Annotated in this window: 16 protein-coding genes, 1 tRNA gene and 1 riboswitch; of the genes, 12 read left to right on the forward strand and 5 right to left on the reverse strand. The window is 68.0% G+C overall.

Translation table 11 applies throughout. The features are described 5' to 3' along the window. The first annotated feature begins 110 nt into the window (after positions 1-110). Positions 111-677 (forward strand): winged helix DNA-binding protein, encoded by a 567-nt coding sequence (locus V5F78_RS16830; protein ID WP_394067305.1) that lies wholly within the window; start codon positions 111-113, stop codon positions 675-677. Positions 678-1,047: 370 nt separating this feature from the next. Here the strand turns inward: V5F78_RS16830 and V5F78_RS16835 are convergent, their stop codons facing one another. Then, entirely contained in the window at positions 1,048-1,902 is an 855-nt protein-coding gene (locus V5F78_RS16835) for a CbtA family protein (protein WP_394067307.1), read from the reverse strand. Between the two features lie 12 nt (positions 1,903-1,914). Then, positions 1,915-2,139: a CbtB domain-containing protein gene (locus V5F78_RS16840; RefSeq protein WP_394067309.1), complete on the reverse strand. Its 225-nt coding sequence runs from the start codon at positions 2,137-2,139 to the stop codon at positions 1,915-1,917. 31 nt (positions 2,140-2,170) lie between these two features. Next, a riboswitch (cobalamin riboswitch) is annotated at positions 2,171-2,290 on the reverse strand. Positions 2,291-2,399: 109 nt separating this feature from the next. Here V5F78_RS16840 and V5F78_RS16845 point away from each other — a divergent pair. Further along, positions 2,400-2,984: a histidine phosphatase family protein gene (locus V5F78_RS16845; protein WP_394067310.1), complete on the forward strand. Its 585-nt coding sequence runs from the start codon at positions 2,400-2,402 to the stop codon at positions 2,982-2,984. Positions 2,985-3,047: 63 nt separating this feature from the next. On the opposite strand, the gene V5F78_RS16850 is transcribed toward V5F78_RS16845, so the two are convergent. After that, positions 3,048-3,257: a TOBE domain-containing protein gene (locus V5F78_RS16850; RefSeq protein WP_394042335.1), complete on the reverse strand. Its 210-nt coding sequence runs from the start codon at positions 3,255-3,257 to the stop codon at positions 3,048-3,050. 155 nt (positions 3,258-3,412) lie between these two features. On the opposite strand from V5F78_RS16850, the gene modA reads away from it, so the two are divergent. Genes modA through modC form a run of 3 tightly spaced genes read left to right on the forward strand, consistent with a single transcriptional unit; the run spans position 3,413 to position 6,040 of the window. After that, complete coding sequence (gene modA, locus V5F78_RS16855; protein WP_394067312.1) at positions 3,413-4,210, forward strand: molybdate ABC transporter substrate-binding protein; 798 nt, start codon at positions 3,413-3,415, stop codon at positions 4,208-4,210. Positions 4,211-4,265: 55 nt separating this feature from the next. After that, entirely contained in the window at positions 4,266-4,967 is a 702-nt protein-coding gene (gene modB / locus V5F78_RS16860; RefSeq protein WP_394067314.1) for a molybdate ABC transporter permease subunit, read from the forward strand. Next, positions 4,964-6,040 carry a molybdenum ABC transporter ATP-binding protein gene (modC, locus tag V5F78_RS16865; RefSeq protein WP_394067316.1) on the forward strand — a complete coding sequence of 359 codons (1,077 nt, stop codon included), beginning with the start codon at positions 4,964-4,966 and terminating at the stop codon, positions 6,038-6,040. The genes modB and modC overlap by 4 nt, the downstream gene beginning before the upstream one ends. 222 nt (positions 6,041-6,262) lie before the next feature. Here modC and V5F78_RS16870 read toward each other — a convergent pair whose 3' ends face one another. Together V5F78_RS16870 and V5F78_RS16875 are read right to left on the reverse strand one after the other, a co-directional pair. Continuing rightward, positions 6,263-6,679 carry a winged helix-turn-helix domain-containing protein gene (locus V5F78_RS16870; protein ID WP_394067318.1) on the reverse strand — a complete coding sequence of 139 codons (417 nt, stop codon included), beginning with the start codon at positions 6,677-6,679 and terminating at the stop codon, positions 6,263-6,265. Positions 6,680-6,739: 60 nt separating this feature from the next. Beyond that, a tRNA-Gly gene (locus tag V5F78_RS16875) sits at positions 6,740-6,814 on the reverse strand. Positions 6,815-7,604: 790 nt separating this feature from the next. Here V5F78_RS16875 and V5F78_RS16880 point away from each other — a divergent pair. From V5F78_RS16880 to V5F78_RS16910, 7 genes are all read left to right on the forward strand, one after another. Continuing rightward, the gene (locus tag V5F78_RS16880; protein WP_394067320.1) at positions 7,605-9,869 is read left to right on the forward strand and encodes a hypothetical protein; all 2,265 of its coding nucleotides are present in this window, start codon (positions 7,605-7,607) and stop codon (positions 9,867-9,869) included. A 25-nt stretch (positions 9,870-9,894) separates the two neighbouring features. After that, positions 9,895-12,012, forward strand: coding sequence for a glycosyl transferase family protein (locus tag V5F78_RS16885; RefSeq protein ID WP_394067322.1), 2,118 nt, complete (start codon positions 9,895-9,897; stop codon positions 12,010-12,012). A 28-nt stretch (positions 12,013-12,040) separates the two neighbouring features. Next, positions 12,041-12,727 carry an alginate O-acetyltransferase AlgF gene (locus V5F78_RS16890; RefSeq protein ID WP_394067323.1) on the forward strand — a complete coding sequence of 229 codons (687 nt, stop codon included), beginning with the start codon at positions 12,041-12,043 and terminating at the stop codon, positions 12,725-12,727. Positions 12,728-12,751: 24 nt separating this feature from the next. Then, positions 12,752-14,137, forward strand: a complete 1,386-nt coding sequence (locus V5F78_RS16895; RefSeq protein WP_394067325.1) for an MBOAT family O-acyltransferase — start codon at positions 12,752-12,754, stop codon at positions 14,135-14,137. Positions 14,138-14,150: 13 nt separating this feature from the next. After that, entirely contained in the window at positions 14,151-15,230 is a 1,080-nt protein-coding gene (locus tag V5F78_RS16900) for an alginate O-acetyltransferase AlgX-related protein (RefSeq protein ID WP_394067327.1), read from the forward strand. Then, a complete protein-coding gene (locus V5F78_RS16905; protein WP_394067328.1) occupies positions 15,227-16,213 on the forward strand; it encodes an alginate O-acetyltransferase AlgX-related protein in 987 nt (328 codons plus the stop codon). The genes V5F78_RS16900 and V5F78_RS16905 overlap by 4 nt, the downstream gene beginning before the upstream one ends. Before the next feature lie 191 nt (positions 16,214-16,404). Then, positions 16,405-19,875, forward strand: coding sequence for an NfrA family protein (locus V5F78_RS16910; RefSeq protein WP_394067330.1), 3,471 nt, complete (start codon positions 16,405-16,407; stop codon positions 19,873-19,875). Positions 19,876-19,952 lie beyond the last annotated feature (77 nt).

Consider the following 19,952-nt stretch of genomic DNA (forward strand, 5'->3'; position numbering starts at 1 on the left):
GGCCGGCCACGCCGCCGGAGCGGCAGGCCTTGCCGACGCTCCCCGCTTCCGGCCCCGGCTTCTCGGGCCGGAGCATTTCCGCCCGCAAGAACAGCCGGACGCCAAGCCGTATGACCCGACGCCCCGCCTCTCCCGCACCGGCCGGTGAAACCGATCGCCCCATCTCGTCCGGTCCGCTCGGCTCCATCGTCTCCTCGGCCCATCTTGCCGACGGCGCCCTGCCGGCCTTGTCGGAGCTGGAATTCGGCCTCAACATGATCACCCACGGCTACCAGCGCTGGATGGTCCGCTGCATGGCGGCGGCGGGCTTGCCGGATCTGTCGTCGCTGGATGTGCTGGTGCTGCACCACGTGGCCCATCGGGACCGGGCGAAGACCATCGCCGATCTGTGCCTGGTGCTGGATGTGGAGGATACCCACCTCGTCACCTATGCCGCGAAGAAGCTCCAGGCCCTGGGGCTGGTGTCCAGCGGCCGGCGCGGCAAGGAGAAGACCTTGAACGCCACCGAGAAAGGCCGCCTCGCCTGCCAGCGCTACCGCGAGGTGCGCGAGGCGCTGCTGACGCAAACCGTTGCCGCGACAGGCATTCCCCCCGAAAAGCTGTCGGAGATCGCGGCCTTGCTGCGCACGCTTTCCGGCCATTACGACCAGGCGGCCCGGGCGGCCGCGAGCCTTTAGCACACCTCCGCTTCAGGCCGGCAGGACAAAGCCGCCGCCACTGGCAAGCCCGCCCGCGCGCGGGAAAAGCGCGGGCTCTCCTGATGCACCGGTCCTCGGCATCGCTCCGGGTGACAGAAAATGTTTCACGTGAAACAATGGCTTAGCGCAGACGAACATCGGTTTACTGGCGCTTGACCGCACTTTTCCAGCCGATCACACCGGCTTTTCGGGCGAATATTTCGCATTGAATTTCGGCACGCCGCATCCGCCCGCTTCCAAGTGATCGGCGTGGGCCGACGGCGACCACGAGGACCCCACCGGCGCCGCACCCGAGGGGTCCGTCAAAGCGCCCCCCCGCGGCTCACCGATCCGCCTCAGCGAAAGCCCGTCAGCGCAGGGCACCGGCGGGAGCGAGGCGCGCGCCGCGATGGGCGCGCAGGCTGCGCTCGGCGAGCGGGCCGAAGGCCAGCCCGAGGGTTGCCCACAGCACCGCCTGGATGCCGAGCGTGGCGATGCGGAACTCCCACAGGAGCGAGGCCGAGAATTCGGCCGGCACCTCGTTGATGGTCGGCAGCATCGTCTGCACCAGGGCAATCACCGCCACATAGGCAAGCGCCGCCGCGACGACCCCGTTCCACACACCGTGGCGGGCGGCGAGCCGCCGGGCCAGCAGCACCGCGCCCGTGAGCGCGGCCAGCGAGGCCACGAGCATCAGGAAGAACATCTGGGTGCGGAAGCCGATGGTCGCGCCGTCGCCTACGGCGGGCGGATTGGCGGGATATTTCAGCCCCGGCACCAGGGCGATGGCCAAGAACCCGCCCAGCGCCAGCAGCCCCGCCGTCGCGCGCGGGGACAACGGGCCCACCCGCCCGAGCGCAAAGGCGAAGACCAGCGCGAAAATGCCGCCCATGGCGGCGCCATAGACCAATGTGCCGGTCAGCAGGCCGAGCCCGGCCTGGGTGGACCGGCTGACCAATTCCTCCTCGCCGCCATGGGAATGGCCTTCGGCCGCGGCGGGTACCGGGGCGGCGGCATGCATGTGCGTGCTGCCGTCGGCATGGACATGCGGCGTCGCCGCCGGGGATGCGGGCGCGGCGGCGGGCGCCGGCCCTTCCGCATGCGCTTCCTCAAAGGCGATGGCGCGGTTGACCGCGGGTTCACCGAAGACGCGCGCGAATCCAAACGAGAGCAAGCCCGCGAGGACGCCAACAAGCATCCCGCGAAGCAGGAGAGACCCAACCATGTCGCATGCCCCTTAGTGGCAGGGGAAGCCGAGCAGGTGGCGGCCGTCGTGCAGGAATTCATGCACATACATGCCGGGGATGAGGGAAGTCGCGCCCTGTTCGGCGCCGACGAAATAAAGCGCGAGCAGCATCAGCAGGCCGCCGAACACCGCCCAGGGCAGAAGTTCGCTGACCGAGATGGTCTGCGTGCCGGCCGCAACGCCGAGGGAGGAACCGGAAAGAACGGTGTCGGCCATGGTCAGTCTCCTGGGATTGCGCGTCCCGAAATCGAACATCGTCCTGCGGGCCGGGTCTGACTTGCGGCACGGCCGGAATGGCGTGGCGCTTACAGTGGCGCGACCGTGTCGGATTTTCACCGACTTCCTCACCCGCAGCGAAGCATCGACACTATTGGCGCGAAGCCGGTTGTGTCAAACGAACAATCTGGCGAAAACAGACGCGCGCCGGCGCGCCGGCCGATCTCCTCCGCCCGCTGCCGCAAGGGTGCCCCATCGCCATGGCCAACCGCCTGACGCTGATCTGCCACGGTGCCACCGCCGCCCTGCGGGCCGGCGCCTTTCCGCGCGACGAACCGCTGGAGCCGCTCGCCCTGGCGCAGACCCAGGCGTGGCGCGGCCGGCTGCGGCGGCCCGACGGCGTGCGGACTTCGCCAGCCGAGCGCGCGAGAGAGACCGCACGCGCGCTCGGCTTTGAGGCGGAGAACGACGAGGATCTTCGCGATTGGGACTGCGGGCTGTGGGCGGGCCGCACCTTCACCGAGGTGGACACAGCTTATCCTGGCGCGCTCGCCCTCTGGCGCGGCGAGCCGCAGGCAGCGCCGCACGGCGGCGAATCGCTCGCGGCGCTGATCGCCCGCATGGAGGCCTGGCTGGACCGCCAGCGCGAGGGCCATGGCCATGTCATCGCCTGCACCCATGCGGCGAACGTCCGGGCGATCGCGGTCGGCCTTCTCCAGGCGCCGCCTGGCGCCTTCTGGCAGATCGACGTGGCGCCGCTCACCCGCAGCGACCTGCGCACCGACGGCCGGCGCTGGACCCTTCGCACCCTGGGCCAGCCCCTGGACCCTCCGCCCGACGCCTGAGGCGGACCGGACGGGCGGGTGGAACGAGGGGCGGGAGCCACGCCCGGCGGCTCCCGCCTGACCTCAATGGACGGCGATCATCACGTCCGACGCCTTGATGATGGCGGCGGCGTCCTGGCCGACTTCGAGCTTCAGCTCGTCCACCGCCTCATTGGTGATGGAGGCGGTGACCGTGGCGCCGCCGCCAAGGTCCAGGCGCACGTGGGACGTGGTCGCGCCCTTGGTGATTTCCAGGATCTTGCCCTTCAACACATTCCGCGCACTGATCTTCATGATCACCCTCCACTGCTGGCGCGGAGCCCGGTGGGCTCCCGTCCGCCACGCCGCACATCGACATATTTTAGAAAATATATCGCTAGCGAAAATCGTCGCGGCGCTATATTTCAAAATATATCGCGCTGCACCAAGCACCGTACCGGAGAGGGACAATGAACCTGGCTCGCCGCACCTGGCTGAAAATCGCATGCCTCGCCCTGAGCGGCGCCTGGCTTGGCACCATGCCCCTGGCCGGCGCGGCCCATGCCCAGTCCGAGCCGGTCACCATCTTCGCCGCCGCCAGCCTGAAGAACGCCCTCGATGCGGTGGCGGCCGACTGGCACAAGGAAACCGGCAAGACCACGCGCATCTCCTATGCCGCCTCCTCCGGGCTCGCCAAGCAGATCGAGGCCGGGGCGCCCGCCGATATTTTCATCTCCGCCGATCTCGACTGGATGGACTATGCCGCCAGCCACAAGCTGCTCCAGGAGGGAAGCCGGTTCAATTTCCTCGGCAACCGCCTGGTGCTGATCGCCCCCAAGGACAATGCCAAGCCGGTCGACATCAAGAAGGGCTTCGACCTTGCCGGCCTGCTGAAGGGCGGGCGCCTCGCCATGGGGTCGGTGGACAGCGTGCCGGCCGGCAAATACGGCAAGGCGGCGCTGACCTATCTCGACATCTGGCCCTCGGTGGAGGCCAAGGTCGCCGGCGCGGAGAGCGTGCGGGCCGCCATGCTGCTGGTCTCGCGGGGCGAAGCGCCCTACGGCATCGTCTACCAGACCGACGCCGCCGCCGACCCGAACGTCGCCATCGTCGGCACCTTCCCGGAAGACAGCCACCCGCGCATCATCTATCCGGTGGCGCTGGTCGCGGGTTCCAAGAACGCCGACGCCGCCGCCTTCCTCGCCTTCATGCGCGCGGCGAAGGAACAGCCGGCATTTGAGAAGCAGGGCTTCACCATCCTAAAGTGAGGCGAGTGGCGCGCCGCGCGCGCGCCGCCCCTTCTCCGACGTCCGGAAGGCCCGCGTGGATTTCCTGCATCTCAGCGCCGACGAATGGACGGCGGTCGTTCTCACCTTGCGCATCGCCACCGTGGCGATGCTGGCCAGCCTGCCGTTCGGCATCTTGATGGCGCTCGCGCTGGCGCGCGGCCGCTTCTGGGGCAAATCGGTGCTGAACGGCATCGTCCATTTGCCCCTGGTGCTGCCGCCCGTGGTCACGGGCTTCATCCTGCTGCTGCTGTTCGGCCGGCGCGGCCCCATCGGCGCCTTTCTCGATGCGCATTTCGGCATCGTGTTCTCGTTCCGCTGGACCGGAGCGGCGCTGGCCTGCGCGGTGATGGGCTTTCCGCTCATGGTGCGCACCATCCGCCTCTCCATCGAGGCGGTGGACCGCAAGCTGGAGGATGCCGCCGGCACCCTCGGCGCGAGCCCGATATGGGTATTCCTGACCGTCACGCTGCCGCTGATCCTGCCGGGCGTGATCGCCGGCATGATCCTCTCGTTCGCGAAAGCCATGGGCGAGTTCGGCGCCACCATCACCTTCGTCTCGAACATTCCCGGCGAGACGCAGACCCTCTCGGCCGCCATCTACAGCTTCACCCAGGTGCCCGGCGGCGATGCCGGCGCCCTGCGCCTGACGCTGATATCGGTGGCGATCTCCATGGCGGCGCTGGTCGCCTCGGAAATCCTCGCCCATTTTGCCGGCCAGAAGGCGGATCTGCGATGACGCTGCTGGTCGAAGCCAGGCTGAAGCTGGGCGACTTCACCCTCGACGCGCACTTCGCCTCCCACGCCGGCGTCACCGCTTTGTTCGGGCCGTCGGGGTCGGGCAAGTCCACCCTGGTCAATGTGATCGGCGGGCTGATCCGGCCCGATGCCGGCCGGGTGGTGTTCGACGACGTGGTGCTGGTGGATACCGCCCGCGGCATTTATGTGCCCAAGCACAAGCGGCGCTTCGGCTATGTGTTCCAGGAAGCGCGCCTGTTCCCCCATCTCTCGGTGCGGCGCAACCTGCTGTTCGGCCGCTGGTTCGCGCCGGCTTCCCTGCGGGCGGGCAATCTCGCGCAGGTGGTGGACCTGCTCGGCATCGGCCATCTGCTCGAGCGGCGGCCCAATGCGCTCTCCGGCGGGGAGAAGCAACGCGTCGCCATCGGCCGGGCGCTGCTCTCCGAGCCGCGCCTGCTGCTGATGGACGAGCCGCTGGCGGCCCTCGACGAGGCGCGCAAGGCCGAGATCCTGCCCTATCTCGAACGGCTGCGGGACGAGACCCACATTCCCATCGTCTATGTCAGCCATTCCCTGGCCGAGGTCTCGCGCCTCGCCTCCACCATCGTGGTGCTGGCGGACGGGCGCACGCGCGCCGTCGGGCCCGCCGACCAGGTGCTGACCCAGCCCGATCTCGTGGCGGCCACCGGGCGCGCGGAGAGCGGCGCGGTGATCGAGGCCAAGGTCGCCGCCCACGACCCCGCCCACCACATGACGGTCCTCGACACCGGCAGCGGGCTGATGCGGGTGCCGTTCTGCGATCAGCCGCCGGGCGCGAGCGTGCGGGTGCGCGTTCCCGCGCGCGACGTGATGATCGCGCTCACCCCGCCGCAGGGCCTCAGCGCGCTGAACGTGCTGGACGGGCAGATCGCGGAAATCGGCCAGCCGGTCGACGGCATGGTCGACATCCGCCTGGCGTGCGGCGGGCAATCGCTGCTGGCGCGCTTGACCACCTTTTCGTGCGAGATGCTCGGCCTTCGTCCGGGCCTGGCGGTGTGCGCGGTGGTGAAATCCGTGGCGCTGGCGGAGCGCTAGGGCCAATCGACGTGCAGTAGCGTGGTGGATCGTCGGGGCGCCGGGGGAGGTGCGCGCCATTGTCTGCCAGTAATCGGATGTCATGGCCGGGTGCGTCCCGGCCATCCACGCCGAGCCGCCCGTGCGACCCTTGAAACGCCGATGCCGGCGGGGCCGCGGGGATGCACGGGACAGGCCCGTGCATGACGATACTCAGCTTCAACGGCGTCAACCGATGAATGATTAGGGCAAGGCCGGGCCCCGCCCCGCCTCGCCGGTGTCGTCTGTCTCATCCGTCTCGGCCGGCGGCACATAATGGGCTTCGAGCCAGGAAAGATCCTGCGCCAGCGCTTGTCGCGCCTTGGCCTGCATGTCGCGGAAACGGGTGATCAGCTCCTCGCCGAACGCGGTGAGCGCGGCCCCACCGCCCCCGCCGCCGCCGCGCTTCGATTCCACCACTGGCGTGGAGAACATGCGGTTCATCGCCGCCACCAGCATCCAGGCCCGGCGGTAGGACAGGCCCATGGCCCGCCCGGCGCTGGTGATCGAACCTTCGCTGCGGATCTGCTCCAGCAATTCGATCTTGCCGCGCCCGAGCCGATCCTCGGGGGGAAAGTCGATCCGCATGATGAGCTTGGGCCTCGTGATGGGCTTGGCCATGTTCGCAGGTCTCGCGCGGCCCGTCCCTTCACCGCCGCATGCGGCGTGGCGGCCGGGAATTGGAGCGGGCGATGGGAATCGAACCCACGACATACAGCTTGGGAAGCTGTCGTTCTACCACTGAACTACGCCCGCAACGCCGCAAGGAGTGAAACAAGGCCCTTGAAAAGACCTTGAGCAATCGTCCTTGGGGGAAAACAGCGCCGCCCGGATCGCGAAGCGCGGCCGGGGCCTCAACCTTTAGCAAAGGCCGCCCGCCCCTGTCCATAGCCTGCGGCGGCGCTGCCCGCGCAGGGCGAATGCCGGGCGGAAACGGGGACAAATACGTGCAGACGCGGAAAAAATTTAACCAAGGGATGCAATAGAGGAAGCGGGACGTCCGCTTGGCTGGTCGACATCGACCGCCGCTTGGGCAGGATGTGGGACGAAAACGCGGCTGTGGGGCGAATGCCGAGGCATCGTCGCCGCGCAGGCACCGGGGGGCGAAGAGATGTGTTCCACCACTCCAGGGATGGGACCTCGGGAAACCGGTCGGCCGGGCGTTTTCACGCACGTGATCGCCGCGACGTCAGGTCAATTCGCGGCGTCGCAAGCGGAAAGCCTAGTAAAACGGTATTATAGTAAGTTTGATTCTTCTTGCGCTCTAGCTATCCACAGGATATCCAACTTTTTCCCGACCATTGCCCGAGAAGCAGAACGCAGCGTTCGTGGTTTTCGGTCTGGGATTTCCAGTGTCAATCCCCCAGCGCAGGCGGACCGATACAAGAAGAAGCCCCGAACAATTCCTTTTCGAGACATGACGATGATTAAGCACCAAGGTCATTTACGGGTCCTGCTTGCGCTCGCCGCGATGGCACCGGCCTTTGCCGCGTCACACGCGCACGCGCAGACCCCGCCGGCACCGGCCCGCGACGCCCAAGCCCAGATGACCCGTGCCCGACCGGCCTCACTCCAATTGGCCCAGAACCAGACGGGGCAAGCTCAAACCGGGCAAGCGCCGCAGGCGCAGCCGGCTCCGGGCGCCGCGCCCCAGGCTCAAGACGCCGCGCCCCAGGCCGCGCCGGTGCCCGAGACCCCCGCGGCGGCCCTCGCCCGCCTCGCGAGCGACCGCGCGATCACCGTGTCCTTGAACCTGGAAGACCTCGGCATCGACCGGCCGATCTCGCTCTGGGGCATGGATGCGCGGCGCGAAATCTTCCTGCCCGTGCCCGCCGGCGTGCGCATTCGCGACGCCCAGATCAAGCTCGACGGCCGCTATCTGCGCGGCGACGGCGGCCACACCACCTATGTGGTCTCGGTGGACGGCACCCCGCAATTCTCCCGGCCGGTGGAGGGCGAGAAGGGCATCGTCTCGGAAATCCTGCCGATTTCCGGCGACATCCGCCCCACCGGCTTCGTCAATCTCAACCTCGCCTGGTCCTCGGCGATCTCGCAGGAATTGTGCGGCGACGAGCGCTCCATCGGCAATATCCTGGAATTCAATCCAGCCACGCGCTTCACTTATACCTATAACGCCTCGGATATCCGCGATCTCGCCACCGCCTGGAGCGCCCTGCCGCCCCGCCCGGTGATCCTGATCCCACCGGGAGAACTCTCCAAGGCCACCTATGACGCGGCCTGGCGCATCGGCGCCGTGCTCCAGCAGGCCGGCAAGCTGCCGCGCATCGCCGTCATGCCCACCGTCGGGCAGGAAGTGGACACCTCCGGCATCGTGCTGTCGCCCGGCCTCGCCGCCGTGCCGGCCTTCGCCGCCTTCTCCGGCGGCGGCCGCCATCGCATCGCCAGCCGGGCGGAACTCGGCGCCTATATCGCGCTCGCCCGCCAGGGTGGCTTCTCGGCCGATTTCGTGATCGAGGACCCGAGCATCCGCGACCAGATGGACCAGGCCGTGCGCGCCCTGGAAGACGATCTGCGTGCCGGCTCGCCCGACAATGCCAGCGCCTTCGCGCCGCTGCGTGCCCAGCTCATGGCGAATGCGGCCCAGGGCGATGAAAACGTGCGCCTCGTGACCATCGCCGGCAAGCCGGTCATCGCCATTTCCGCCCAGGCGGCGGCGCAGGCGTCCGGCGTCTTGTCGGAGCTGTGGCGGCAGATGCTGGTGGTGCCCGCGGCAAACGTGCGCGTCGCCACGACGCCGGATTTCTCCGGCGTCACCTCCATCGACCTCTCGCGCCTCGGCGGCCGCACCGGCACCTTCGACGTGCTGGCCCGCGGCGACTGGAGCGCCACTTTCGATCTCGGCACCCTGCTGGGCGGCGGGCGCGTGCCCTCCGAATTCCTGGTGGACGTTTCCGCCGCACCGAGCGCCGGCGATTCCTCGCCCATCGCCTCGATCATGCTGAACGAATATCTGCTGGGCGCCCGGCGGCTCTCCGCCAACGGCATCACGGAGCGCATTCCGGTGCAGGTGCCGCGCTATGCGCTGGCGGCCCGCAACGTGCTGAAGATCTCGTTCCAGCGCCAGCCCATGAGCGATCGCTGCCGCGAGACGCCCCAGGCGTTCCCGGTGGCGGTGCTGCCCTCGAGCCGCGCGGTGCTGGTGGATGCCCCCGCCACGGTCGACTTCTTCGGCGCCATGCCGCGCCTCGCCACCCGCGCCAACGTGATCATCCCGCAAGCCTATCTGCGCGATCCCGCGACCCTGCGGCGGGTGATTGCGCTCGCCGTGGCCTCCGGCGTGACGCCCGAGCGCGCGATCCTCACGGTGGCCGGCGACGGCGCCGAGATCACCCCGGACGGCGCATTCCTCGCCATCGACACGCGCATCGGCAACGTGACCAGCAAGGCGAAGGTGGAGGGCAGCCGCCTCGCCATCACCGGCAGCAACCAGCAGACCATGCTGGACGTGGGTTCGCTCACCAATCTCGGGGTGATCGAGGCGGTGACGTCGGGCCACCAGATCGGCCTCGTCTACCGGACCATCGGCGCGAACGCCCCGGAGTGGAAGAAGCCGTTCCTGCTGAGCGCGGGCGACATCAGCCTCTTGTCCTCCGCGGGACCGGTGGTGACGCTCGACACCAATTCGGCGACGCTGACGCGGGACACAGCCGGCGAGAACGACGCGTTCAGCAATTTGCTGAAGCGCGGCCCTGCCTGGGGCCCGGCCGCCGTGGGCGTCGCGATCCTGCTGTTCCTGCTGTTCGTGGTCCTTGCCCAACGGGCGCGCCGGCGTACGCGAGAGGAACCGTGATGCCTGACCAACGCGGCGTTGCGTGATGTCGTACCTCCTCACCTATGGCGCGGCGGATTATTACGCCGCCCTGGAATGGGTCGCGGCCGTGGTCGCGATCATCATCCTGATCTCGAGTCTGGATGACCTGTTCATCGACATCTATTTCTGGGTGCGAGAAACCTATCGCGCGCTCACCATCAAGCGCGTCTACCGCCCGCTCACCGTCGAACAATTGCTGGAACGGCCGGAGCAGCCGTTCGCCATCATGATCCCGGCGTGGCTCGAAGCGGACGTGATCGCCGGCATGCTGGAGACGCTGGTCGATACGCTCGATTATCGCGACTACACGATTTTCGTCGGCACCTATCCCAACGATGCCGCCACCATCGTGGAAGTCGAGCGCATGCGCCGGCGCATCAAGCAATTGCAGCGCGTGGAAGTGCCCCATCCCGGCCCGACCTCCAAGGCCGACTGCCTGAACTGGGTGGTGCAGGCCATTTTCCTCTACGAGCAGGAAAAGGGCATCGAATTCACCGGGGTGATCCTGCACGACAGCGAGGACGTGACCCACCCGCTGGAAATGCGGCTGTTCAACTATCTGATCCCGCGCAAGGACCTGATCCAGCTGCCGGTGATCTCGCTGGAACGCGAATGGTTCGAACTGGTCGCCGGCACCTATATGGACGAGTTCGCCGAATGGCACGCGAAAGACCTGCCGGTGCGCGAGAGCATCTCCGGCATGGTGCCCTCGGCGGGGGTGGGCACCGGCTTCTCGCGCCGCGCCCTGCTCGCGCTCTGCGACACCAACAACAACCGGCCGTTCAACACCGAAAGCGTGACCGAGGACTATGACATCGGCATGCGCCTGTCGCGCCTCGGCATGCGCTCCATCTTCGTGCGCTTCCCGGTAAAATACCAGGTGAAGCGCTATTCCTGGCTGGGCACCGGCGTGCACACCACCACGCTCGACATGCCTTTGTGCGTGCGGGAATATTTCCCCGATACGTTCCGCGCCGCCTATCGCCAGCGTGCCCGCTGGACGCTCGGCATCGCCTTGCAGAGCTGGCGCCAGCAGGGCTGGCCGGGATCGCTCGCGACGAAATACCTGCTGGTGCGCGACCGCAAGTCGATCATCACCTCCATCGTCAGCACGCTGGCCTATTTCCTGGTGCTGAATTTCGTCGGCTTCTACATCGCCGCCGAGCTTGGCGTATGGACCCTGCGCTATCCGCCGCTGTTCACCGAGAACAGCTGGATCCTGTACATCCTGTGGTTCAACACGTTCGCGCTGCTGCTGCGCATCTGCCAGCGGGGATATTTCGTCTGGCGCCTGTACGGCTGGCAGCAGGCGATCCTCTCGGTGCCGCGCCTCGTGGTGTGCAATGCCGTGAACTTCATGGCGACCCTGCGCGCCTGGCGCATCTTCATCCAGACCTCGCTGTTCGGGCAGCCCGTGACATGGGACAAGACCATGCACGCCTTCCCCACCGCCGACGAACTGCTGCTGCGCCGGCGCCGGCTGGGGGACCTTCTGATGTCCTGGCAGGTGCTGGATGAAGCCCGCCTCGAACACGCCCTGACGCTCCAGTCCGAACGCGACATCCCGCTCGGCCGCCTCCTGATCTTCCAGGGCTGGCTGGACGACGAGACCCTGGCGGAAGCCATTTCCGCGCAATCGGACCTGCCCCGCGCCCATCTCGATGCCGCCACCGTGCAGCGGTACGGCCGGCAGGTGGACCTGGCGCTGTGCGTGCGCCATCGCTTCATCTTCCTCGGCGCCGAGGACGGCGTGCCGCGCATCGCGGTGGGTGGTCCGCTGAAGCCGGAAGTGCTCACCTTGCTCACGCCCGCCCTCGGCGGCGCGCCCGAGCAGATGATCGCCCGCGAAAGCGAAATCGCGGCCGCCCTGCGAATGCTGACGCAACAGGGCGATACCTTCGACACCAGCGAAAAGGGCAGCGTGCCGCTGCTGGGCGATCTCCTGATCGAGCAGGGCCTGTTGCAGCGCGCCGCCTTCGACGCGGCCATGGAAGACTATCGTCCCGAGCGCGACGGCCGTATCGGCGACCATCTGGTCGCACGTGGCGTCGTCACCCGCGAAGCCGTCGAGACCGCGCAGGCGGAGCAGCGGCGGCGGTTCGAGCAATTGGCCGCCGTATGACCGGCCCCAACAGGTGGGATGTCGTTCGATGACCCGTGTTCCGACCATCGCCCTTGCGGCCGCCCTGTTCAGCCTGGTCGCCGGCGAGGCGTTCGCCCAGGCGACGCCGCTGACCCGCCTCTATGCGGCCAAGCCGCCGGCGGGCTCGGCGTTCGTGCGCGTGCTCAATCCCACCGACGCGCCGGTGGTGGTGGGGCTGGCAGAGGGCTCCAAGGCGACCCTCGGGCCCGGCGGTCCGCGCGCCAGCGTCTATCGCGTCGTGCCCGGCGGCAAGCCGGTCTCCGTGAGCGTGGATGGCAAGCCGGTCTCCGGCACCGCGAGCCCCGCCCCCGATGGCTTCTCCACCCTGGTGCTGCTGCCCGAGGGCGCTGGCTTCCGTCTCGAGCCGCTCGCCGATTCCACCGAGGGCCGCGACGATCTGAAAGCCATGCTGCGCTTCTACGCGCTCGCGCCCGGCTGCACGGCCACCCTCGCCGTGGCGGACGGGCCGACCGTGTTCGATGCGGTGCCCCCCATGGCGAGCCGCCAGCGCGCGATCAATCCGGTCGAGGCCAGCCTTGTCGGACGCTGCGGGGATGCGGTCTCCGCGCCGCTCAAGCTGCCGCCGCTGAAGGCCGGGGATCATTACAGCCTGTTTCTCGTGGGAACCGCGCAGGCGCCCGTGCTGGCCGGCCAGAATGACGAGACCGAACCCTATCGCGGCCCCGCCAACTGATCGCGAAAGGACGGTCGGTCCGCAATGGTCTTCGCCAGCGACAGCTTCATCTTCCTCTTCCTGCCGGTGTTCCTGGTCGCCTACGGCCTGACGCCGGCGCGCTGGCGCAACCTGACGCTGCTCGGCTTTTCCTGGCTGTTCTATGCCTGGTGGCGGGTGGATTTCCTCCCCCTCATCGTCGGCATCGCGCTCTGGTCCTGGGTCACCGGCCTGTGGATCGCCCGGCGGGCGGAGCATGAGCGCGGCTGGCCCCTGTTCGTCGCCATCGCCGGGCCGCTGGCGGCGCTGATCTGGTTCAAATACGCCAATCTGTTCGCCGGCACCGCCATCGCGCTCGGCGCGCCGCTCACCGGCTGGCAGGCCATCGTGCTGCCCATCGGCCTGTCGTTCTTCGTGTTCGGCGCCATCTCCTATTCGGTCGACGTCTATCGCGGCACCGTGCCGGCGGAGACCAGCTTCATCAATTACGCCACCTACCAATCCATGTTCGGCCACCTCGTGGCGGGTCCGGTGGTGCGCTATCAATGGGTGGCGGACCGCCTGCACGCGCGCGCCTTCGACCGGGCGGAATTCGCCATCGGGGTGGAGCGCTTCATGCTCGGCTTCGCCCAGAAGGTGCTGCTCGCCGACACGCTCGCGCCGATGGTGGACGCGGGCTATGCGCTCGCCCATCCGACCGCGGCGGACGTGGCGCTGGCGGTGCTCGGCTATACCTTGCAGCTCTATTTCGATTTCGCCGGCTACAGCTCCATGGCGATCGGGCTCGGCCTGATGGTGGGGCTGAAATTCCACGAGAATTTCGACAATCCCTATCTCTCCGTCACGCTCGCCGAATTCTGGCGCCGCTGGCACATCTCCCTGTCCACCTGGCTGCGGGACTATCTCTACATCCCGCTCGGCGGCAATCGCGGCGGGCTGTGGCGCTTGTGCGTGAACCTGATGATCACCATGGGCCTCGGCGGGCTGTGGCACGGGGCCAGCTGGACCTTCCTGGTATGGGGCCTGTGGCACGGGCTCGGCCTCATGGCCCTGCGCCTGGCGTCGGCGGCCGGCCTGCCCAAGGCGCCGGCGGTGATCGGCCATGTGACGACGCTGGCGTTCGTGATGTTCGGCTGGCTGCTGTTCCGCGCCCAGACCTGGGACGAATTCTCGGTCGCGCTCAACGGCCTGACCGGGGCGAACGGCATGGCGCCGTCGCAGGAATTCCTGGCCACCCTGCATCCCACCATCATCGCGACGCTGCTGCTCGGCATCGTGATGGTCTATGTACCCCTGATCGGCCGCTTCAGCGAACCGGCCGCGCGTTTCGGCGCCGCGGTGCGCCTGTGGTCGGCGCTGCCGCTGTGGCTGCTGGCGGTGTGGGTGTTGCAGGGGCGCATCGTCGTGCCCTTCCTGTATTTCCAGTTCTGAGGGGGAGCCGGCCATGCGCGCGAAACTCCATCTCCTCTATGCCGCGGCCTTCCTGCTGGTGTGTTTCTGCGGCATGGCGGCGGGCCTGCCCCATCTGTGGAGCGAAAAGGCGCGCGCCGCCTATGCCCCGCTCACCGCCTCCACGCTGCTCAACGGGCAGTTCACCGCCGCGTTCGACCGCACCTTCGCGACCGGCATGCCGCACAGCGAGGCGCTGGACGGCGCGGTGGCGGGTGCGCTCTATGCCTTGATCGGCGATGCCGGCCCGCTGGTGCGCGCGGGCTGTCCCGGATGGCTGTTCCTCGCCGAGGAAACCCTTGAAGTGCGCGGCGGAGACACCTTCCTCGCCGACCGCGTGAAACTCGCGCGCAAGATCGCCGCCGATTTTACCAAGCGCGGGGTCGCCCTGGTGCTGCTCCCGGTGCCGGAAAAAGTCACTCTGCAGCGGGCCGAGACCTGCGGCCTGCCAGTGGCGGAGCAAGCGCGCAACCGGTTCGCCTCCTGGCGCGGCTATTCGGAAGGCAACGGGCTGCGACAGGCCAACCTCGCGCTGAACTGGCCGACACCGGGCTTCCTGCGCACCGACACCCATTGGAACACCACGGGCGCCGGCTTCGCCGCCGGGCAAGTGGCGGCGATCGTCAAGTCCATTCTGGGCGCGGGAACGACGCCGGTGACTTTGGCCGAAGGGCCGCTTCATCCACGCCCGGGCGATCTCATGCGGCTCGCCAACCTGCGGAGCACCGCCAGGATTTTCGGCCCGGCGCCCGACGAAGTCCGCGATATCACCGCGACCGTAACCCGTTCCGGCGGATTGCTCGACGATGTCCCGGTGCCCGCCATAATCCTGGCGGGCTCATCCTATTCCCTGAACGCGGGGTTCATCGACCAGTTGCAGGCCGCGCTTGGGCGCGAAGTGGTCCAACGCAGTCTCGCGGGCGGCGGTTTTGCCGGCGCGATCCTCGATCTGCTGGAGCGCCATGCCGACCTGCTCTCGCGCACCAAGCTTGTTGTCTGGGAATGGCCGGTTCGCGCCTTGACCCAGCCGCTCACCGATGCCGAACGGCGTTATCTCGAAAGGGACCTTCCATGATGCTTGTGACGCGCCGCCGCGCCCTCCTCGCCGCCGCCGCTTTGCTCGCAGGCGCCGCCCTGCCCGGCTTGCCGGCCCGCGCCGCCGACGGGCCGATCATCATCATGGGCAAGGGCGGTTGGCTGTTTCCCGGCTGGGAAAGCCTCACCACTTCCGACACCGCCGGCATCCAGAAGGTGGTCCAGCTGATCAAGGACACCAAGGACCGTCTCGCGGCACGCAACATCCTGCTGGTGCCGCTGGTGGTGCCGCTGAAGGCCACCTTCTATGCCGACAAGCTGCCCGACGGCACCTCCGTTTCCGCCGATGTGAAGGCCCGCTATGATTTCATCCTCGCGCAGCTGAAGCAGAGCGGGCTTGAGGCGATCGACCTGCGGCCGGCGCTGAAATCGGTGGAGACCGGCAAGCAGACCATCTTCTTCCGGGCGGATTATCACTGGACCGCCTGGTCGGCGGAAGCGGCGGCCGGGGCGGTCGCCCAGGTGATCAAGGCCAGCGTCAAGCTCTCCGGCGCGCCCGGCACGGGGGACAAGCTGGGCGAATGGGTCACCCAGCGCAATCTCGGCGACCTCGCCCAGCGCTTCCTCTCACCCGACCAGCAGAAGGCCGTGGGGCCGGACCTGTACACCGTGCGCGTTCCCCCCGAGGACAAGAAGGGCCTTCTGGATGCCGGGCCCGCGCCGGTGCATGTGGTGGGCAACAGCTTCGTGCAGCCCTATCTCGGCTTCCCGCAGAAGCTCTCGAACGCGCTCGACCGGCCGGTGTCGCTGACCTGGAACGTGGGCAATATCGGGCCGTGGTTCACCTTCCTGCAATATGTCGGCTCCCCCGGCTTCGCCAAGCAGCCGCCGCAGGTGGTCGTGTGGCAGTTCAACGAAGGGCAGTTCCACAGCGGCCCGGACGCGACCGGACAATGGGATGCCCCCTCGATCATCGCCCCGCAGACGTGGCGGGACCGCATGACAGCGGCCATCGCCAAATAAGGCGGCGGCCACCTTCATCATTTGTAAATATTGGTTTACGCACTGTAAACGAGACCTTTAAATTCCGTAAATATTGATCCCCTGTAAAGTATTTGGAATTCAACAAAAGTTAACAGAAGGAAAATAACGCTGATCGTAGTTTTGAAAACAGCCTTAACTACGATTTAACCTTAATAATCGACGGTAGGCACATGACTACCGCGATTCATCTCTCCGAGATCAGCCGCCCCATGCGCTTTCAGGCGATGGGGCGCATGCGCAGGGTTACCGCCGCCGCCATGCTGGCGATGACGGTGAGCGGCATAGCGTTGGTCGCCCATACGCCCGCGCTCGCCCAGGAACCGGCCCTGGTAGGGCCGGCATGGACCGCCGCCGACAAGGCCTATGCGGCCTATCAGGCCAAGGATTACGCCACCGCCGCCGCCCAGGCGCGCGAGGCGCTGCACCTTCGGCCCGATGTCGCCCGGCTCTGGCTTCTGCTCATGGATGCGCTCGACGCCCAGGGCAATGTCGCCGAATCGGTCGCGGCGGCGAAGGACGCCATCGCCGCCGGGGTCCAGGACCCGACGATCACGGCGCGCCTGCGCAGCCAGAGCAAGGTGCTCGCGCAAGCGCCCTCGCTCGCCGCCAACAAGGCGCTCGAGGCCCGCAATCCCAAGGCCGCCCTCACCGAGATCCGCAAGGCCATCGCGCTCGTGCCCGACGATCTCAGCTATCGCGTGCTGCTGATCTATGCCCTGATCGCCGACGACCAGATCGAGGCGGCGGAGCAGGCGGCGACCGCGGCCATCGCGGTCGATCCCAAATCCTTCCTGCCCCAGGTGCTGCGCGGCTATCTGCGCGAGCGCCTCGGCCGCATCAACGAGGCGAACCAGGATTTCGACAGCGCGCTGACCGACGAGGTGCTCACCGGTCCCGACGCGCGCGATGTGCGCTTGGTGATCGCCGACGCCGCCATCGCCGCCGGCAATCCGCGCCGCGCCCTGAAGATCCTCGATCCGCTCGGCGATACCCAGGATCCGTCCGTCAAGGCGCGCCGCGATGCCGCGAGCGCCCAGGACGCAACCCCCAGCATCGTGCCGAAGGATGCCTTCAAGACGCTGCCGGTGCCCTATCAGAAGTGCCGCGACACGCCCTATGGACCGGCCTGCACGCTGGTGCCCGCCACCACGCCGCCGGGCGCGGGCGGGGTCGCCAATCCCGGCTTCAAGGCCGCCGACGAAGCCTATAAGGCCTATGCGGACGGCAATTACGTGCTGGCGGAAAAGCGCATCCGCGAGGCGCTGGCGGTCAGCCCCTCGAACGCCGCCTGGCGCCGCTTGCTGATCGACACGCTGGAACGCTCCAACCAGTTCGCCGCCCTCGATGCCGCCATCGGCGAGGCGATCGCGGCGGGCGAGGACGATCCGGCCCTGCTCGGTCTGCGCAGCATGGCGCAGACGCGCCTCGGCGAACCGTCCGCCATTCTGGCGCTGAAGCAGATGGCGGAGAAAAATCCCAAGGCCGCCGTGGACTCGGCCAAGAAGGCGGTGCAGCAGGCGCCGCACGCCATGGTGTTCCGCATCGTTCTGATCCAGGCGCTGATGGCCGCTGGCCAGACCAAGGAAGCCGCCGCCGCCGCAGCGAGCGCGGTGCAGGAGGATGAGAACGACGTCCTGCCCCGCATCCTGCGCGCCTATCTGCTCCAGGCCACCGGCAACCGCTCCGGCGCGGTGCAGGATTTCGACAAGGTGCTGGCCTCCAACGTCCTCACCGACCAGGAAATCCTCAACTACAGCCTGATCGCCGCCAATGCCGCGCTCGCCGCCGGCAAGCCGGACGATGCCCTCAAGATCCTCAAGACCCTCGACGATGTGAAGAATGCGGACGTGGAAAGCTTCCGCAAGACCGCCGAGGCCATGCTCGCCAATCCGAACCGCCAGCGCCCCGCCCTGGTGGCACCGGTGCCGCTGTGCCAATCCACCAATTACGGCATCATCTGCTCGGTGTTCGCCGGCGGCACCAATGCCGGCACCGGCGTGCCGAGCGACCCCGGCTATGAAGCCGCCGATGCCTCGATCCGTGCCCTCAAGGCCCGCAATTATAGCCTCGCCATCAGCGAGGCGCGCCGCGCGGTGGAACTCTCGCCGCGCAACATCACCTATCGCCAGTTCCTGATCAACGCGCTCTCCACCGCCGGCCGCACCGGCGAGGCGGAGACCGCATCCACGCAGGCCATCGCCGCCTTCCCCGGCGAGGTCACCCTGGTGGTGCAGCGCGGCTATATCCGCCAGCGGCTCAACCGCTACGGCGCCGCGGCCTCCGATTTCGCCGCCGCTTTGCGCAGCGGGCGCCTGCCGCCGGCGGACGTGCGCGGCGTGCGGCTCGCTTTGGTGGACGCCTATATGGGCGCGAAGGACCCGCAAGCGGCTCTCGACGCCCTCGCCCCCCTCGGCCGCGAGCGCAGCTACGACGTGGTCGCCCGGCGCGGCTTCGCCTTGCAGGCCCTCGGCCGCCACGAGGAGGCGCTGGAAACCTTCGAATTCGCCTATCGCCTGGCGCGCACGCCCACCGACCGGGCCAATATCGCCAGCGCCGTGATCGGCGAGCTGGTGGCGCTCGGCCGCAAGGACGAGGCCAAGGCGCGCTTCCAGCAGGCGCTCGCCAGCGGCGAGCTGCGCGCCATGCAGCCGCTCGACGTCGCCTATCTCGCCAACCAGGCCGGCGACACGGCGACCGCCTACAAATATTTCCACCAGGTGGATTCCACCACCGGGCTGCGGCGCGGCATGGTGCTGGTGGATGCCGCCTACGCCGCCAAGCATGAATATCACAATGCCGAATCGGCGGCCCTGTTCAAGCGGGCCATCGACGCCCATGCGGACGGCGCCCTGCCCCTGCCGGCACAGACCGTGTTCGGCCTGCGCCGGGAAGTGGGCGAGCTGGAGCGCACCTGGGGTGCCTACGCCTCGGTCAGCTACGGGGCGGTCGGCGTCATGCCCGCCTCCCCGCTGGCTCCGCCGCCGGGCGCCGGCGGCCACACGATCCAGTCCGGTGGCGAGGTCTATTGGCGCCCGCCCGGCATCGGCTATCGCGACGGCTCGATCTTCGAGGTGTTCGGACGCGTCTTCACCACCCTCTATGACGAAAAGGGCGGGCCGACGGGCGTCGATACCATGCAGGGCAGCGTGGGCGTGCGGTGGAAGCCGCTGAAGGACCAGAACCTGGTGCTGGAGGCGAGCCGCCTGTTCCCGATCGGCACTTATTCCCGCAACGACTGGCTGCTGCGCGCCGCCTATTCAAACGGCGAGGGCAGCGACCTGCGGGTGGACGTGAACGATTGGAACTACTGGCAGTTCTACGCCGACACCAATTATTACGTGGAGCTTCCCGAATCCGTCAGCAGCTTCGAATTCCGCTGGGGCCATTCCTATCGGGTCAAGCCGGTGAACGACAATCTCATCGTCACCCCGTTCCTGGCGGTCGGCGGGGCCTATGATTCGGTCCTCAACACGCCGGGCACGCTCGGCGCCGGCCCCGGCGTCAACCTGCGCTGGTGGTTCCGCGAAGACAAATACACCGCCCCCATGTCCTATGTGGACCTGACGGCCCAGTATCGCTTCAAGCTGGCCGGGGACAGCCGTGGCGAGGGCCTCTTCGCCGGAGCGTTCGTATCCTATTGATGCGCCGGGTCCGGCGCGAGGGCCAGCGCCCCCGCCGGACCCCGCTACGCCCGGGTTGCAGCTTCAAACCGATACAC

The sequence above is a fragment of the Roseixanthobacter glucoisosaccharinicivorans genome (genome assembly GCF_043195095.2).
Taxonomy (GTDB): Bacteria; Pseudomonadota; Alphaproteobacteria; order Rhizobiales; family Xanthobacteraceae; genus NCEH01.